The sequence below is a fragment of the Streptomyces sp. NPDC058619 genome (assembly GCF_042717785.1).
GTDB lineage: Bacteria > Actinomycetota > Actinomycetes > Streptomycetales > Streptomycetaceae > Streptomyces.
This window is the reverse complement of record NZ_JBHXQN010000015.1, coordinates 95,402-110,183: the sequence shown is the minus strand read 5'-3', so window position 1 is coordinate 110,183 and position 14,782 is coordinate 95,402. Positions and strand designations below refer to the sequence as shown.

Sequence of the window (14,782 nt, the reverse complement as noted above, 5' to 3'; positions counted from 1 at the left end):
CCGGGGCGGCCGACGTTCTTTGGCGAGAGGACGGCCGCCCCGGGGCACAGCTACTTGGTCTTGCCGTTCTTGGCGCGGGCCTTGCGTGCGGCCTTCTCGGCCGCTGCCGCGTCTTTCGCTTCGCGCTCTTCGCGGTCGCGGGCGCCGTCGATGATCCGGTCGACCTTGCGCTCCAAGTCGCCGAGGTAGACGCTCTCCCCGGCGATGCCGCGCTTGGCCATCCGGGCGACGTACCAGCCCATCCGGGCGGTCTCACCGGCGGTGAACTTCGGGTCTTTCGCCATCACGGGACTCCATCTCCGGAGACCGGGCTGTCCGGCTCCCCTCACCACCCGCCGCCGGGGCGGGTGGATCGGGCAGCCGTCAGCGTCGGCGGCGGGCCTTGCGCACGTTCTTCACGGCCTGCGTCCCGCTTGGGCTACCGACCGCCTTCACGACGGTGTGGACGCACCAGCCGAGCACCAGCGCGAGGATGGCCAGGAACGCGATGTTCGCGGCGATGGCGGTCAGGGCGGCGATCAGGAGCGGGCCGAAGTACACGCCGGCCGCTACCGCTCCGGCGCCGACTCCGGAGCCGAGCGCGATGCGCTGGACGGTCCGGTCGGGCGGGGCCTGGTGGATGTGCTGGTGGACGACCTGCGGCCCGGCGTACGCGGCGGGCAAGGACGCGGGGTCGGCGTAGACGTGGGTGCCGTCCGGGAGCCGGACGACGCTGGCGTGCGCGGGGAGTTCGGGCAGGTGGTTCACGGTCAGCCCCCTTCGGGGTAGGCGCAGGGAACGCACATGCCGAGCGAGGCCGGTATGACGTACCCGGCATCGTGGCGGCACTGCGGGCAGGTGCGGCGGGCGGTATTGGCCTTCGCCAGCGCGGCGGTCTTGGCCGGGGTCATCGGCCGGACGGGCTTGGCCCGGTCGACCCGGTAAAGTAACGCGGTCAACGGGCTGCGGCGGAAGCGCGGCCGCAGGACTTGCCCGGCGATGTCCTGACCGCCGGGGCGCAGTCCCAGGGCCCGTAACTGGCGGCGGGTGGCGAGACCGTCGGGGGCCAGACGCCACGGGAAGGTGGGGAGGCCGTGGACTCTTCCCGTCGGATCGTGGCAGTCGGCGAACGACACGCTCATCCGGACACCGCCGCGTCCCGCTCACGCTCAGCCTTCAAGGCCTCCCGCACGATCCTGGCCTTGGCCGGGGAGGTGCGCAGGGCCTTGCGGATCCCTTCACCGGTCAGTTTCTCGATCGGCCACGACTCCGTCAGACTCCGCGCCTCGCCGAGCAGCTCTGCATCGGTACGAGTTGGGCGGGTCGATCGGGCGGCCGCCGGGACTCGACCGGTCGCCCGACGAGGACGCGTCGACTCAGCCGCCGCGACGAGCAGGGCGGGAGCCTCTATCGCCCCGATCGGGACGGTGGGGGAAGAGTCCACCTCCCGCTTCGGCTCCGGCAGCTCGACCAGCGGTTCGCCCTGCTCAGGGGTGGACCGATTTACGGTGATCTGTGCAGATTCCTGAGCGGTCGGTTCGATCGGGGGCTTGTGGTGAAGGACTTTGGCGACGAGGTCGGATCCGAAGTAGATCGACCCGACCGGAAGGGACGTCGCCAGCAGGACGAGAGCCCAGTTCGCCGGATCCCAGTCGGCCAGTCGACCCCAGTCGACCGCCTTGCTGTGGAGGGCGGGCACCAGTCCGTGGACGTAGTTCAGGACCAGCGAAGCGAGCGTGTACGCGGCCAGGACCCGCAGGGCGAACCGGCGGGCCTCGTCGGTCAGGACGAGGGCCGCGACGAGGGCGAGGGCCATCAGGCCGTCGACCACGAACGGGTAGAGGGTGGCTGCCGCGTCGTCCGCACCGATCGCCCGGGCCACATCCCGCAGGGCGTTCCAGGAGACGCGAAAGGCCATGGCGACCACGACGACCAGCGCGAGGACGAGTGCGGCCTTCGCCTTGCGGTTCATGCCGCCCCCTCCGGGAGCGGCCGGACCTTGGCCGCGCCCAGAAGGAAGACCCGCGCCGGGTGCGGGTGGTAGTCCGGGCCGATGTGCTCGATCCACTCCCACTCGGCGTTCTCGGCGAGCGTGAACCCGAGCTCCGCCAGCGCCGCCTGGCGCTGGAACGTGTTCGGGATCGCGGTGGACGTCGGCCAGGTGAAGGTGGGCCACTCACTGACCAGGCCGGTCATGGCCACGTAGAGCTGCCAGCACGGGCTTGTCGTCCGCGCCGATGCGGTGGTGCCGCAGCAGCGCAACGACATCTGCGCCCGGAAGATCTGCTTACTCATGCCGCACCGCCCGGCAGGGAGGCGACGGCCTGGTTGGTCAGCGCGCGGCGGGCGGCGAGCACCCTGCGGCGGGCCCGGCGGATCCGGCGCTCGTCCAGCTCGGCCGGCGCCCGGTCCAGTACGGCGATCTCCGCGTCGAGCAGGTCGACCTCCGCCAGGATCAGCGGCAACTCGAACTCGATAGCGTCCAGCTCCGCGTCCGACGGCTCCAGGCCATCGGTCCACGGGGTAACAACCTTGTGAAGTGCAGCGATGGACTTCATGGGTCTTGCTCCTTCGGGAGAGGAACGGGGCCTGAACAGCAGCCCCCGGCGTTCGAGCGCCGGGGGCTGCACTGCGTTGGGGTGAAGCGGGAGAACTCCGGCTTCCCTCGGCTCCGCCCGTACGACGCCAAGGCGCCGGGCGGGCGGAGGAGGCAACCGGCCGCGCAGCATCAGAGCTGCGAGGGCGAGATGACGCGGTCGGCGACGCCGCTCGTGCCGGTCCAGCACGACGGCGCCTAGGTCTTCGTCGGTACACGACAACCTCCGCAGTGGGGCGGACGGTGGTGAGGGTCGGACTGGGCTTCGCACGACACCGCTCGATCCAGGGGCGGTCCGAGTCCCTGGAGGTCATGGCGGCCAAAGGTTGGCCGTGCGGATCTTTAAAGCCGAGGGCGTGTCCCCCTACGGGGTGTGGGGCCCGGTTGTGACGCGGGCCCGTTCTCGGTCGGCTGGTCTCCACTCGCCTCGGCCGGTGCGGTCACGGCCGTTGAGCTGCGGTGGATCACGCTGTGCAGTTGTGGGCATAGCGGTACATCTCACTCATGCACTCCTGCACTCATGTGCAGGAGTTACGAGTAAGAGAATGCCCAACTCATGCACATGAGTCAACCCGCCGCTTCGAATTGCTGCGACGGGTTGCTCAACCGGGCGAACGGATCAGTCCCGGGCGGGGATCCGGTAATCGAGAACGAACTGGTCAGCGGCCATCAAGGTGTCGCAGACCTCAACCACGCGCCCAGCTTCAGAGAACGCGTTGCGGGTCAGGTGGATGATCGGTGAGCCCGGGCTGAGGCTCAGTGCCACGATCTCCTGCTTCTTCGCCAGGCGGACGCGGACTGTCTCGCCGAACTCCTTCAGCGTGTGACCACGCTCCTCCAGGCGTGCGTAGATCCCTCCACCACCCGGGTTCTCCTCGAAGAGCTCTGGGATGTCCTTCGCGATGTCCCACGGGAGGTAGGAGGTCGCTTCCTCCGTGGGGATCCCGTCGCTGAAGTACAGCCGACGACGCGCCAGCACCTTCTCCCCCACCGGCACCGAAAGCCGTTCAGCGATCTCGGCGGGGGCTTCCACCGGTCCTACGTAGAGGACGCGCACGCTCGGCGTACTGCCCGACTGCTCAGCCTCGGCGAGGTAAGCCGCCTTGCCGGCCGTACGATGCGATCGCCGGAACCTGTCAGACGACTTGCGTTGGACCGGTGGGCGGCTCTTCACGAAGGAGCCCTTGCCGTGGTGCGTATCGATCAGACCTGTGGTGCGCAGCTCAGTCATGGCCTTTCGGACCGTGCCCTGCGACACGGAGTACCGGTCCATGAGCTCAGATTCGCTCGGGACCTTCTCTCCAGCGGGAAGCACCTTGGCGCGGATCTGCTGCGCGAGGTCGTCAGCGATCTGTAGGTACCGTGGCTTCCCGGAATCCCTCGAAGACGTAGGGGCCATGTCCTTCTGTTCCTCCTAGACTCCTGTATATGAGCAAACGCTACCCGGAGGGCGCGTCAATGCCGCTTCACTCGGTTTCGGTCGCTGGCGTTGTGGTGCGCGAGGACGGTCGCGTGCTGGCGATTCGCCGCGCCGACAACGGCACGTGGGAACCTCCCGGCGGGGTCCTGGAACTGGATGAACGCCCGGAGGACGGGGCGGTGCGCGAAGTGCTCGAAGAGACCGGCATCACGGTCTCGGTCGAGCGGCTGACAGGCGTGTACAAGAACATGAGCCGTGGCGTTGTTGCCCTGGTGTTCCGGTGCCGTCCGGTCGGCGGGGAGGAGCGCACATCGATGGAGACCACTGCGGTGAAGTGGCTCACCCCGGCTGAGGTGGAGCAGTCGATGGCTGAGGTCTATGCCGTTCGCGTGATGGACGCGCTCGACGCGACGACGCCGTTCGTGCGCGCCCACGACGGGCGTCACCTGCTCGAATCGGCGTAGATCGAGAGCGGTGTCCACGAGTCGCACCCCCCCGGTCGCAGCGCCCTCTGTGGGCCATGCGTGGGCCAGCGGGAGCGCTGAGGGTGTCCCGTTGGGTCTCGTGTGCAGGTCAGAGCCCTAGCGGATGCTGCAAGCGGAGCGCTCTTGAAAACCGTCGTGGCAGCGATGTCACCGTGGGTTCAAATCCCACACCCACCGCCAGGTGAGTGAAGTACAGGTCAGAGGGCGTGATCCCGATCGGGGTCACGCCCTTTGACGTTCGGGTGGCCTCGGGATGGTCCGTCGGTCGCCCGGCGGGGTGGGCGGTTCCTACGTCCCTGGTTGCTGGCGCTGGCGGACGGCTGGCTGCTGACCGGGAAGACGCAGGCCGAACGGCTCCGGACGCTCCCGACCGGAGTCCCCGGGATCGCCCGTCGGGTCGGAGTAGACCCCGGCTCCACCGCGCCCGCGAGTCGGCGGACGGGCCGACGGGCGCCCTGGCCGGAGGGCCTTGAGAGTCCCTTTGGGCCTTTTGGGTGGTGTTTGTCGGAAGATCGGCGCGCGTCGTGGGGGCCGTGCGGTTGCGGCCACATCATGACGAATGTATTCAGATCCGCCCGTCAGAACATCGCGAAATGAGGCACCCGTCATGGCTCACCGCAGCACCGTCACCTCGATCTGGACCGCCGTCCTCGCCGCACTCGTGGCACTCCTCGCCTCCCTCGGCTTCGGCGGGAAGGCGGCCCCGGCGGTCGCCGACGTCTCCGCCCCGGCCGTGCCGGCCCCCACGGCCGCCGCCGCCCGCCGGACGGCCGTCACGGCCCGGCGGACCTGGCGGGCGATGATGCGGGGCGGTTCGCTCCCGCCCACCATCAAGCAGCGGATCCGCGCCGAGGCGCACGGCAAGACCCCGTCCGTCCGCCGCTCCACCACCGCCGATGCCATGGGTGCCGGATCGGGAACGTCCGCCGCAGTCCAGAACCCGGCCGGGTCCCTTGCCGGAGTTCCGGCCGCAGCCGGATCCCGCACCGGCGCCGCCCGGGAAGCGCTCGCGCTCGCCGCGTAGTTCCCCGTGGCCGACACTGGCCGACATTGGCCGGCCGTGAATCCGGTGGCTCGGGCGTACGCGCCGCCACCGAGCAGGAGCGCGAGCGACCGTACGAGTGCGAGCCTGAGAAGGACCGAGTATCAGCAGGTAGCAGGTAGCAGGTAGCAGGTAGCAGGTAGCAGGCCGGCAGGCAGACAGCAGGAGTACGCGCCGAATCCGGCGCGCGAGGACGTACGTGAGCAGGAGCAGCAGCACCGACAGGACCAGCAGAAGCAGGTAGCGGGTCTGGCAACAGGCGCTGGAGCCCGGTCATTCGTGGCCGTGGATCGCGCCGAGGTGCCCCAGGACTGGGGCACGGATGGATCACCCCGGCGGGCGCCGGGGGCGTGCAGGGGGCGCGAAGCTTGGTATCGCAGGGCCGCATGCCCGGGAGACGGTGGGTTCCCGGACGGCGCGGCCCTTTTCGGCATGTCCGGGACACTCCGATCTGGCGGAACGCTTCATCCCCTGTGCGGCAAGGGTTTCACCGGGTTCCAGGACGTTGGCCTGGGGCATCGAGGGCGTGAATGAGGTTTATCCGATGTTGGTCATACTTGCGGGGGAATCGGGGACTCCGGGGTGGTTCGCCGGGGATTCGGTGGGCAACTCTGGTCCCACGACGTCGTCCCACACGAACGACCGGGGCAGCAGGCCAACTGCTTTGGGGCAAGTCCCACTTCGGTTTTCTGGAGGATTCAGACATGGCAAGCATCCGTACCGCCCGCGTCATCGCCACTGCCGCTGCTCTGCCCCTCGCCGTCGCCCTCTTCGGCGGAGTGGCCTCGGCCGACAACGGCTCTTTCGCGAACGACGGATCGAATGCGAGCGTCGCAAGCATCATCGGCAGCGGCGTGGGCGGCAACAACCACGGCAACTCCTCCACCTCGCAGCAGGTGGCCACCGGTTCCGGCGCGTCCAACCAGAACAACACCGCGCAGGTCGACGGCTCGGCCTTCACCGCGATCCATCAGAGCAACTCGAACGTAGCGGTCAACTTCCATCCCTGGTGGTGACCGCGGCCTGAGCCGCTCCGACTGTTGAGGGCGCCCGTGCGACCGGACCGGCTGGGGTCCGGTAGTGCGGGCGCCCTCGCGCGTGGCCGCCCGCCCCCTGCTTCCGACTCCTCGCCGCCCTTCCGACCTTGACACCACGGGTAAATCTGACGGACAGTCAGGTTTACTCGATGATGTGATGCCGGGAGGCCAGCGCCGTGCACCTCGCCCCGACCGAAGGCCAGTTGCGGCTCCGTGCCGAACTGCGGAAGTACTTCAAGGACCTGTTGCCCGACGGGGTGCCCGAAGACCCCGGGCTTCAGCGCGAACTGCTGCGCCGCATCGGCTCCGACGGGCTGCTGGGCCTCGGCTGGCCCGTCGAGTGCGGCGGACAAGGGCGGGGCCCCGAAGAGCAGTTCGTCTTCTTCGACGAGGCCTACCGGGCCGGCGCCCCCGTCTCCATGGTCACGCTCAACACCGTCGGGCCGACCCTGATGAAGTACGGGACGCCGGAGCAGAAGGACTACTTCCTGCCCCGCATCCTCGCGGGGGAGATCGTCTTCGCCATCGGCTACTCGGAGCCGGAGGCGGGCACCGACCTCGCCTCCCTCCGTACGCGTGCCGTCCGCGACGAACGTCCCGACGGCAGGCCTGACGGGGTCGCGGACTGGGTGGTCGACGGGCAGAAGATCTTCACCTCGAACGCCCAGAACGCGGACTGGATCTGGCTGGCCTGCCGCACCGAGCCGCAGGCCCCCAAGCACAAGGGCATATCGATCATCCTGGTGCCCACGCAGGCCCCCGGCTTCGCCTGGACCCCCATCGAGACGGTCGGCGGGCTCACCACCACGGCCACGTACTACGACTCCGTCCGCGTGCCCGGCGGCAACCTCGTCGGGCCCGAGCACGGTGGATGGGGGCTGATCACCAACCAGCTCAACCACGAGCGCGTGGCCCTCGCCGCCATCGGCATGCAGGCGGAGGACTTCTACGCGTCCGCCCTCGCCCACGCCCGCCTCCCCGACCCCGTCACCGGGGAGCGGCCCGCCGATCTGCCGTGGGTGCGGTCCCGGCTCGCCGAGGCGCACGCGCGGCTGGCCGCCGTGCGCCTTCTCAACTGGCGGCTGGTCCAGGACGTCGGCGGCGGCGACCTGGCGCCCGGAGACGCGAGCGGCGTGAAGTTCCTCGGTACCGAGTCCACCGTCGAGGTGTACCGGATGTGCCAGGAGGTGGTGGGCGAGAAGGGGCTGATCCGGGGGCCGGGGAGCGAGTCGTTCCAGGGCGGCGAGCTGGAGCGGATGAACAGGGCCGCGCAGATCAACACCTTCGGCGGCGGGGTCAGCGAGGTCCAGCGGGAGATCGTCGCCATGATGCGGCTCGGCATGAAGGGGAGGAAGCGATGACGGCAGACGCGGCCGGTCGGGCTGTGGCCGGGAGGGCCGGAGCGGCGGAGCCCGGATCCGGAAGGACGGAGGACGCTGCGGCGCCCGGTGCCGCCGGTACGGGTGCCGGTGCAGAGACCGGGGCGACAGAGCGGTTCCACCAATTGCTGGCCGCCTTCGAAGGGCAGCCGGCGGCCACCGCGGGCTGCGGCAAGGACACCGTCAACGCACCGATGATCCGCCACTGGTGCGAGGCGATGGGGGACGCCCATCCGGCGTACCGCGGGCCGGACGCCATCGCCCCGCCGACCATGCTCCAGGCCTGGACGATGGGCGGGCTCTCCGGGCACCCCGACCGTCCCTCCGCCTACGACGAGCTCTTCGCACTGCTGGAAGGAAGCGGTTTCACCTCCGTGGTGGCCACCGACTGCGAGCAGGAGTACCTGCGCCCCCTCCGGCCGGGACAGGAGGTCACCTTCGATGCCGTCATCGAGTCCGTATCGCCCCGCAAGACGACCAAGCTGGGAACCGGGCACTTCGTGACCACGCGCACGGACGTCCGGGCGGACGGCGAGCTCGCCGGGACGCACCGCTTCCGCATCCTGAAGTACGCGCCCGCCCGGGCGGCCACCCGGGCACCCGCACCGGCACCCGCGGCCGTGCGGCCCGCCGAGCCGGTGAAGCCCGCCCCGCGGCGCCCCCGCCCGGTGGTCAACCGCGACAACCAGGGCTTCTGGGACGGGGTACGGGAGCACCGGCTGCTGATCCAGCGCTGCACCGCCTGCGCCACCCTGCGCTTCCCTTGGCTCCCCGGCTGCAACTCCTGCGCCTCGCTCGACTGGGACACCGTCGCGGCCTCCGGCGCGGGCACCGTCTTCAGCCACGTGGTCATGCACCACCCGCCCTTCCCGGCCTTCACCGCACACGAGGATCCCGCGGCCGCGGGCGGACCGTACGCGGTCGCCCTCGTCGAGCTCGCCGAGGGTGTCCGCATGATCACCAACATCACCGGCGTCCCCTACGACAAGGTCCGCATAGGTCTGCCGGTCCGGCTGGAGTTCCTGCGCGTCGACGACGAGTTGGAACTCCCCGTCTTCCGCGGGAGCGAGGGCTGATGGACTTCCACCCCACCGAGGAGCAGGCCGCGGCGGCCGGGCTCGCCGCCCGGATCTTCGGCGACCTCGCCACCCACGAACGTCTCGCGGCCGCCGGCAGCGGCAGCGACGCCGAGCTGTGGAAGGCCCTCACCGCGGCCGGCCTGATCGGGGCAGTCGAGGACGTCGGCCTCCTCGGCCTGGTCCTGCTGCTGGAGGAGCAGGGCCGCACCACCGCGCAGGTTCCGTACGCCGCCACGTGCGCGTACGGCGTGCTCCCGGTCGCCGCGCACGGCACCGCCGGACAGCGGGCCCGCCTGCTGCCCGCCCTGGCCACCGGCGAGGCCGTCGCCACCGGCGCCTTACCGGCCCGCGGCCGGATCACCGCCGACGGCGGTCGCCTCTGCGGCACCGCACCCGCCGTGCCCTGGCTACGCGAGGCCACGCACGTACTGGTCCCGGACGCGGACCGGGACCTGTGGCTCGTACGGACCGACGCACCGGGCGTACGGAGCTCCCCGGTGGAGACCACCGCCCCCTGGTCGGCGGGCCGGCTGACGCTGGCCGGAGCCGAGGCCGAGCGCATCGGCACGGCGGGCGCCTACGAGGAGGTGCTCGCGGCCGCCCGCACCGCCTTCGCCGGACTCCAGGCGGGCGTCTGCGCGGGCTCGCTCGCCCGCGCCGTGGAGTACACCGGGATCCGCGAGCAGTTCGGCAGGCCGCTCTCCACCAACCAGGCGGTCATGCTGCGCGCCGCCGACGCGTACATGGACACCGAGGCGATCAGGGTCACCGCCTACGAGGCGGCGTGGCGCATCGACCAGGGCCTGCCGTCGCGCGAACACGTCCTGACGGCCGCCTGGTGGGCCTCGGAGGCGGGCAAGCGGGTCGTGCACGCCGGCCAGCACCTGCACGGCGGGATGGGCGCCGACCTGGAGCACCCCGTCCACCGGCACTTCCTGTGGGGGCGCCAGCTGGACGCGTACCTGGGCTGTGGCAGCGAACTGCTGGCCGAACTGGGCGCCGTACTGGCGCAGGAGGGCTGAGACATGAGAGTCGGCGCGATACAGGTCGGCGCAGAACTGCCGCCCCTGGTGGTTCCCGTCACGCGGACCCTGATCGTCTCGGGTGCGATCGCCTCCCGCGACTACCAGGACGTGCACCACGACGCGGAACTGGCGCGGGAGAAGGGCTCCCCGGACATCTTCATGAACATCCTCACCACGAACGGACTGGTCGGCCGCTACATCACCGACCACCTCGGCCCGCGGGCCGTCCTGCGCAAGGTGGCCATCCGGCTCGGCGCCCCCAACTACCCGGGCGACACCATGACCCTCACCGGCACCGTCACGGCCCTCGACGGGGACACCGCCGAAATCCGCGTCCTCGGTGCCAACGGCATCGGCCACCACGTCACCGGCACGGTCACCGTGACCCTGACCGGAGGGGGTGCGGCATGAGCGTCCGAAACCGGGACGGGCTCGGCGGCCGCGCCGCCATCGCCGGCATCGGGGCGACGGAGTTCTCCAAGGACTCCGGCCGCAGCGAGCTCACCCTCGCGGTCGAGGCCGTGCACGCGGCCCTCGCCGACGCCGGGCTCTCCCCCGCCGACGTCGACGGCATGGTCACCTTCACCATGGACACCAGCCCCGAGATCACCGTCGCCCAGGCGGCCGGCATCGGGGACCTGTCCTTCTTCTCCCGCATCCACTACGGCGGCGGCGCGGCCTGCGGCACCGTCCAGCAGGCTGCCCTCGCGGTCGCCACGGGGGTCGCGGAGGTCGTGGTCTGCTACCGCGCCTTCAACGAGCGCTCCGGCCGCCGCTTCGGCTCCGGCGTGCAGCAGCGCGAGCCCTCGGCGGAGGGCGCCGCCCTCGGCTGGGCGCTGCCGTGGGGGCTGCTGACCCCCGCCTCCTGGGTGGCCATGACCGCCCAGCGCTACCTGCACGCCTACAACCTCACCCCGGAGGCCTTCGGGCACGTCGCGGTCACCGACCGCCGGCACGCCGCGAACAACCCAGCCGCGTACTTCCACAACAAGCCCATCACCCTCGCCGACCACGCGGCCTCGCGCTGGATCGTGGAACCGCTGCGGCTGCTCGACTGCTGTCAGGAGACGGACGGGGGCCAGGCCCTCGTCGTCACCACTGCCGAACGGGCCCGGGACCTGCAGCAGGCGCCCGCCGTGATCACCGCGGCCGCGCAGGGTGCCGGGCGTCGCCAGGAGGCCATGACCTCGTTCTACCGCGATGACCTCACCGGGCTCCCGGAGATGGACGTCGTGGCGCGCCAGCTGTGGCGCACCAGCGGGCTGCGCCCGGCGGACATCGACGTCGGGATCCTCTACGACCACTTCACCCCCTTCGTGCTCATGCAGCTGGAGGAGTTCGGCTTCTGCAAGCCGGGTGAGGCCGCCGATTTCGTCGCCGCCGACGCGCTGCCGCTCAACACCCACGGCGGTCAGCTGGGAGAGGCGTACCTCCACGGCATGAACGGCATCGCCGAGGCCGTCCGCCAACTGCGGGGCACTTCGGTCAACCAGGTCGAGGGGGCGGAGCACGTGCTGGTCACGGCCGGTACGGGGGTGCCGACCTCCGGGCTGATCCTCGGCGCCGACGGGTGACATCCCGGTCCCAGGGGCCCCGTGGCCTCCACCTTCAGGAGGTGGGGGCCGCTCCGCCCCTACAACCTGAGGTGGACCCCCCTTCGGCACCTGCGGCCGATTGCAGGGGGCGCGCGCGCTCCTAGCGTGGAGACATGACCACGCCAGTGTGCACGCTCGCCTCGAATCCGACGCCGTACCCGTCGTTCTCGGCGTACGTCCGGACCCGCGGTACGGTCCTGATGCGCACTGCGCGCTCCCTCACCGCGAACCCGTGCGACGCCGAGGACCTGCTCCAGACGGCCCTCACGAAGACCTACGTGGCCTGGGACAGGATCGAGGACCACCGCGCACTGGACGGCTACGTCCGGCGGGCCCTGGTCAACACCCGGACCTCCCAGTGGCGCAAGCGCAAGGTCGATGAATTCGCGTGCGACGAGCTGCCCGAGACCGAGGTCGCGCCGACCGCCGACCCCGCGGAGGCGCAGGCACTGCGCGACGCCATGTGGCGCGCGGTGACCCGGCTGCCCGACCGGCAGCGGGCCATGGTCGTCCTGCGCTACTACGAGGACCTGAGCGAGGCGCAGACGGCCGAGCTGCTGGGGGTTTCGGTCGGCACGGTCAAGAGCGCCGTATCGCGTGCGCTCGTCAAGCTCCGCGACGACCCCGAGCTCACCCCGGTGCGCTGACGCAGGGGCTCGGACGGGCCGGTGGTGCTGACCCCTCCCTCGATGTTTCACGTGAAACACGGGAGACCGGACGACACGGCGGCGTGACCCTCACGGACGTTTCACGTGAAACATCGGGGTCGATTTCTACTCTCGGGTAGTGACATGCCGACCGGTACGTGCGCAGAATCGGCAGCATCCGTAGCCGCCGCAGCGCCGCAGCGCTCACTGGGAGGACGCTTTGCTGAGCACCATGCAGGACGTACCGCTCCTCGTCACCCGCATACTCCAGCACGGGATGACGATCCACGGGAAGTCCCAGGTCACGACCTGGACCGGGGAGGCCGAGCCGCACCGCCGCAGCTTCGCCGAGATCGGTGCCCGCGCCACCCGCCTCGCCAATGCCCTGCGCGACGAACTCGGAGTCCGCCAGGACGACCGGGTCGCAACCTTGATGTGGAACAACTCCGAGCACGTCGAGGCCTATTTCGCGATCCCCTCCATGGGCGCGGTCCTGCACACGCTGAACCTCCGGCTCCCTCCCGAGCAGCTCGTGTTCATCGTCAACCACGCCGCCGACCGGGTGGTGCTGGTCAACGGCACGCTGCTGCCCCTCCTCGTCCCGCTGCTGCCGCACCTGCCGACCATCGAGCACGTCGTGGTGTCCGGCATCGGCGACCGCTCCGCACTCGACGGCCTGGACGTGCGCGTCCACGAGTACGAGGACCTCCTCGCGGGCCGCCCGGACACCTACGACTGGCCCGAACTGGACGAGCGCCAGGCAGCCGCCATGTGCTACACCTCCGGCACCACCGGGGACCCCAAGGGCGTCATCTACTCGCACCGCTCGATCTACCTGCACTCCATGCAGGTCAACATGGCCGAGTCGATGGGGCTGAACGACAAGGACACCACCCTGGTCGTCGTCCCGCAGTTCCACGTGAACGCCTGGGGGCTGCCGCACGCCACCTTCATGACCGGCATCAACATGCTGATGCCGGACCGCTTCCTGCAGCCCGCGCCCCTGGCCGAGATGATCGAGCGGGAGAAGCCCACGCACGCCGCGGCCGTCCCCACCATCTGGCAGGGACTACTGGCCGAGGTCACGGCCAACCCGCGCGACCTGACCTCGATGAAGCAGGTCACGATCGGCGGCGCGGCGTGTCCGCCCTCCCTGATGGAGGCCTACGACAAGCTCGGGGTCCGCCTCTGCCACGCCTGGGGCATGACCGAGACGTCCCCGCTGGGCACCATGGCCCACCCGCCGGCCGGCCTGAGCGCCGAGGAGGAGTGGCCCTACCGGATCACCCAGGGCCGTTTCCCGGCAGGCGTCGAGGCCCGTCTGGTCGGCCCCGGCGGCGACCGGCTGCCCTGGGACGGCGAGGCCGCGGGCGAGCTGGAGGTGCGCGGTGCCTGGATCGCGGGCGCATACTACGGCGGCGCCACCGGGGAACCGGTCCGCCCCGAGGACAAGTTCAGCGCCGACGGTTGGCTCAAGACCGGCGACGTCGGCGTGATCAGCCCGGACGGCTTCCTCACCCTCACCGACCGGGCCAAGGACGTCATCAAGTCCGGCGGCGAGTGGATCTCCAGTGTGGAGCTGGAGAACGCGCTGATGGCCCACCCCGAAGTCGCCGAGGCGGCCGTCGTCGCCGTCCCCGACGACAAGTGGGGCGAGCGTCCGCTGGCCACCGTCGTCCTCAAGGAGGGCGCGACCGCGGACTACGCGGACCTGCGCGCGTTCCTCGCCCAGACGATCGCCAAGTGGCAGCTGCCGGAGCGCTGGACGGTCATCGCGGCCGTGCCGAAGACCAGCGTCGGCAAGTTCGACAAGAAGGTGATCCGCAAGCAGTACGCCGACGGCGAGCTGGACGTGACCAAGCTGGACTGAGGGCCGACGGCCCCGTCCGGGATCCCGGGACCCGGGCCGGGCCTACTCAGCCCCTGGTGAGCCACGGCCGCAGCAGCCTGCTGACGGCAGGCATGGCGGCGTAGGTCATCAGGGTGCTGAAGACGACGGCGAACGCGGCCGTCCGCAGGACGAAGTGCAGGTCCACCAGGTACGGCCCGAGCACCGCGTTGCCGACCAGCGAGATCGGGAAGATGGCCAGCCCCGAGCTGACCGCCATCTTCCACCGCGGCGGCGCGGGCCGGGTCGTACCCGGCTTGGCGAACCAGGTCTCCATGCCGTGCAGTTCGCGCCGGGCTATCTCCGTGTGGTGGTGGCCCAGACAGTTCGAGAACCACTCGGCCCGTTCGGCGGAGTCCTGCCAGCGCTGGAACGCCGCCTGGTTGCGGAAGCGGTGGACCAGGAACCACGGCCCGCCCTCCGCGGCGGGGCGGAACAGCCCGTATCCGAGATGGTCGGGGAAGCCGGCGGCCGTCTCCAGGATGCCGTGGGCCCAGGCCTCGAACGTCTCCTCGTGCCCCGGATCCACCTGTCGCGCGATCAGCAGGTTCACCTCCCCGCTGTCGGCGGGGACGGTCTGCTCGCTCGTGTTGATGATGGCCATCGGGCC

Annotated in this window: 18 protein-coding genes; 10 read left to right on the top strand and 8 right to left on the bottom strand. The window is 70.7% G+C overall.

All coding sequences use genetic code 11. From position 1 onward, the window contains the following. Positions 1-50 precede the first annotated feature (50 nt). From ACFWTC_RS17520 to ACFWTC_RS17490, 7 genes are all read right to left on the bottom strand, one after another. On the bottom strand, positions 51-284 hold the full coding sequence (locus ACFWTC_RS17520) for a DUF6257 family protein (protein WP_371593073.1): 234 nt from the start codon (positions 282-284) through the stop codon (positions 51-53). Between the two features lie 79 nt (positions 285-363). After that, a complete protein-coding gene (locus ACFWTC_RS17515) occupies positions 364-747 on the bottom strand; it encodes a DUF6251 family protein (RefSeq protein ID WP_384027728.1) in 384 nt (127 codons plus the stop codon). Between the two features lie 2 nt (positions 748-749). Further along, positions 750-1,121, bottom strand: a complete 372-nt coding sequence (locus ACFWTC_RS17510) for an RRQRL motif-containing zinc-binding protein (RefSeq protein ID WP_384027727.1) — start codon at positions 1,119-1,121, stop codon at positions 750-752. Continuing rightward, a complete protein-coding gene (locus tag ACFWTC_RS17505) occupies positions 1,118-1,951 on the bottom strand; it encodes a DUF2637 domain-containing protein (RefSeq protein WP_384027725.1) in 834 nt (277 codons plus the stop codon). Before ACFWTC_RS17505 ends, ACFWTC_RS17510 begins: the two co-directional genes overlap by 4 nt. Then, on the bottom strand, positions 1,948-2,274 hold the full coding sequence (locus ACFWTC_RS17500; protein WP_384027723.1) for a DUF6303 family protein: 327 nt from the start codon (positions 2,272-2,274) through the stop codon (positions 1,948-1,950). Before ACFWTC_RS17500 ends, ACFWTC_RS17505 begins: the two co-directional genes overlap by 4 nt. Further along, positions 2,271-2,537, bottom strand: a complete 267-nt coding sequence (locus tag ACFWTC_RS17495) for a DUF6284 family protein (RefSeq protein ID WP_384027721.1) — start codon at positions 2,535-2,537, stop codon at positions 2,271-2,273. The genes ACFWTC_RS17500 and ACFWTC_RS17495 overlap by 4 nt, the downstream gene beginning before the upstream one ends. A gap of 657 nt (positions 2,538-3,194) precedes the next feature. After that, the gene (locus ACFWTC_RS17490; protein WP_384027719.1) at positions 3,195-3,974 is read right to left on the bottom strand and encodes a GntR family transcriptional regulator; all 780 of its coding nucleotides are present in this window, start codon (positions 3,972-3,974) and stop codon (positions 3,195-3,197) included. A gap of 29 nt (positions 3,975-4,003) precedes the next feature. On the opposite strand from ACFWTC_RS17490, the gene ACFWTC_RS17485 reads away from it, so the two are divergent. The 10 genes from ACFWTC_RS17485 (at position 4,004) to ACFWTC_RS17440 (ending at position 14,154) form a co-directional block, all read left to right on the top strand. After that, a complete protein-coding gene (locus ACFWTC_RS17485) occupies positions 4,004-4,459 on the top strand; it encodes an NUDIX hydrolase (protein ID WP_384027717.1) in 456 nt (151 codons plus the stop codon). A gap of 628 nt (positions 4,460-5,087) precedes the next feature. Further along, on the top strand, positions 5,088-5,504 hold the full coding sequence (locus ACFWTC_RS17480) for a DUF6344 domain-containing protein (RefSeq protein WP_383925666.1): 417 nt from the start codon (positions 5,088-5,090) through the stop codon (positions 5,502-5,504). Between the two features lie 722 nt (positions 5,505-6,226). Then, positions 6,227-6,538, top strand: a complete 312-nt coding sequence (locus ACFWTC_RS17475) for a hypothetical protein (RefSeq protein ID WP_384027715.1) — start codon at positions 6,227-6,229, stop codon at positions 6,536-6,538. 197 nt (positions 6,539-6,735) lie between these two features. Further along, a complete protein-coding gene (locus ACFWTC_RS17470) occupies positions 6,736-7,920 on the top strand; it encodes an acyl-CoA dehydrogenase family protein (RefSeq protein WP_383925660.1) in 1,185 nt (394 codons plus the stop codon). 143 nt (positions 7,921-8,063) lie between these two features. After that, positions 8,064-9,014 carry a bifunctional MaoC family dehydratase N-terminal/OB-fold nucleic acid binding domain-containing protein gene (locus tag ACFWTC_RS17465; RefSeq protein ID WP_384027713.1) on the top strand — a complete coding sequence of 317 codons (951 nt, stop codon included), beginning with the start codon at positions 8,064-8,066 and terminating at the stop codon, positions 9,012-9,014. Then, on the top strand, positions 9,014-10,039 hold the full coding sequence (locus ACFWTC_RS17460) for an acyl-CoA dehydrogenase family protein (protein ID WP_383925655.1): 1,026 nt from the start codon (positions 9,014-9,016) through the stop codon (positions 10,037-10,039). The genes ACFWTC_RS17465 and ACFWTC_RS17460 overlap by 1 nt, the downstream gene beginning before the upstream one ends. A gap of 3 nt (positions 10,040-10,042) precedes the next feature. Further along, positions 10,043-10,453: a MaoC family dehydratase gene (locus ACFWTC_RS17455; RefSeq protein ID WP_383925653.1), complete on the top strand. Its 411-nt coding sequence runs from the start codon at positions 10,043-10,045 to the stop codon at positions 10,451-10,453. Continuing rightward, a complete protein-coding gene (locus ACFWTC_RS17450) occupies positions 10,450-11,616 on the top strand; it encodes a lipid-transfer protein (protein ID WP_384027711.1) in 1,167 nt (388 codons plus the stop codon). The genes ACFWTC_RS17455 and ACFWTC_RS17450 overlap by 4 nt, the downstream gene beginning before the upstream one ends. A 134-nt stretch (positions 11,617-11,750) precedes the next feature. Beyond that, on the top strand, positions 11,751-12,284 hold the full coding sequence (locus ACFWTC_RS17445; protein WP_383925647.1) for a SigE family RNA polymerase sigma factor: 534 nt from the start codon (positions 11,751-11,753) through the stop codon (positions 12,282-12,284). 220 nt (positions 12,285-12,504) lie between these two features. Continuing rightward, on the top strand, positions 12,505-14,154 hold the full coding sequence (locus tag ACFWTC_RS17440) for a long-chain fatty acid--CoA ligase (RefSeq protein WP_383925644.1): 1,650 nt from the start codon (positions 12,505-12,507) through the stop codon (positions 14,152-14,154). A gap of 46 nt (positions 14,155-14,200) precedes the next feature. On the opposite strand, the gene ACFWTC_RS17435 is transcribed toward ACFWTC_RS17440, so the two are convergent. After that, complete coding sequence (locus ACFWTC_RS17435; protein WP_383925641.1) at positions 14,201-14,776, bottom strand: antibiotic biosynthesis monooxygenase; 576 nt, start codon at positions 14,774-14,776, stop codon at positions 14,201-14,203. Between the last annotated feature and the right edge of the window lie 6 nt (positions 14,777-14,782).

Bases quoted from the DNA above. Each gene is read 5' to 3' on its own strand.
- ACFWTC_RS17520 (WP_371593073.1), bottom strand. From the start codon at position 284: ATGGCGAAAGACCCGAAGTTCACCGCCGGTGAGACCGCCCGGATGGGC.
- ACFWTC_RS17510 (WP_384027727.1), bottom strand. From the start codon at position 1,121: ATGAGCGTGTCGTTCGCCGACTGCCACGATCCGACGGGAAGAGTCCAC.
- ACFWTC_RS17505 (WP_384027725.1), bottom strand. From the start codon at position 1,951: ATGAACCGCAAGGCGAAGGCCGCACTCGTCCTCGCGCTGGTCGTCGTG.
- ACFWTC_RS17500 (WP_384027723.1), bottom strand. From the start codon at position 2,274: ATGAGTAAGCAGATCTTCCGGGCGCAGATGTCGTTGCGCTGCTGCGGC.
- ACFWTC_RS17495 (WP_384027721.1), bottom strand. From the start codon at position 2,537: ATGAAGTCCATCGCTGCACTTCACAAGGTTGTTACCCCGTGGACCGAT.
- ACFWTC_RS17490 (WP_384027719.1), bottom strand. From the start codon at position 3,974: ATGGCCCCTACGTCTTCGAGGGATTCCGGGAAGCCACGGTACCTACAG.
- ACFWTC_RS17485 (WP_384027717.1), top strand. From the start codon at position 4,004: ATGAGCAAACGCTACCCGGAGGGCGCGTCAATGCCGCTTCACTCGGTT.
- ACFWTC_RS17480 (WP_383925666.1), top strand. From the start codon at position 5,088: ATGGCTCACCGCAGCACCGTCACCTCGATCTGGACCGCCGTCCTCGCC.
- ACFWTC_RS17475 (WP_384027715.1), top strand. From the start codon at position 6,227: ATGGCAAGCATCCGTACCGCCCGCGTCATCGCCACTGCCGCTGCTCTG.
- ACFWTC_RS17460 (WP_383925655.1), top strand. From the start codon at position 9,014: ATGGACTTCCACCCCACCGAGGAGCAGGCCGCGGCGGCCGGGCTCGCC.
- ACFWTC_RS17455 (WP_383925653.1), top strand. From the start codon at position 10,043: ATGAGAGTCGGCGCGATACAGGTCGGCGCAGAACTGCCGCCCCTGGTG.
- ACFWTC_RS17450 (WP_384027711.1), top strand. From the start codon at position 10,450: ATGAGCGTCCGAAACCGGGACGGGCTCGGCGGCCGCGCCGCCATCGCC.
- ACFWTC_RS17445 (WP_383925647.1), top strand. From the start codon at position 11,751: ATGACCACGCCAGTGTGCACGCTCGCCTCGAATCCGACGCCGTACCCG.
- ACFWTC_RS17435 (WP_383925641.1), bottom strand. From the start codon at position 14,776: ATGGCCATCATCAACACGAGCGAGCAGACCGTCCCCGCCGACAGCGGG.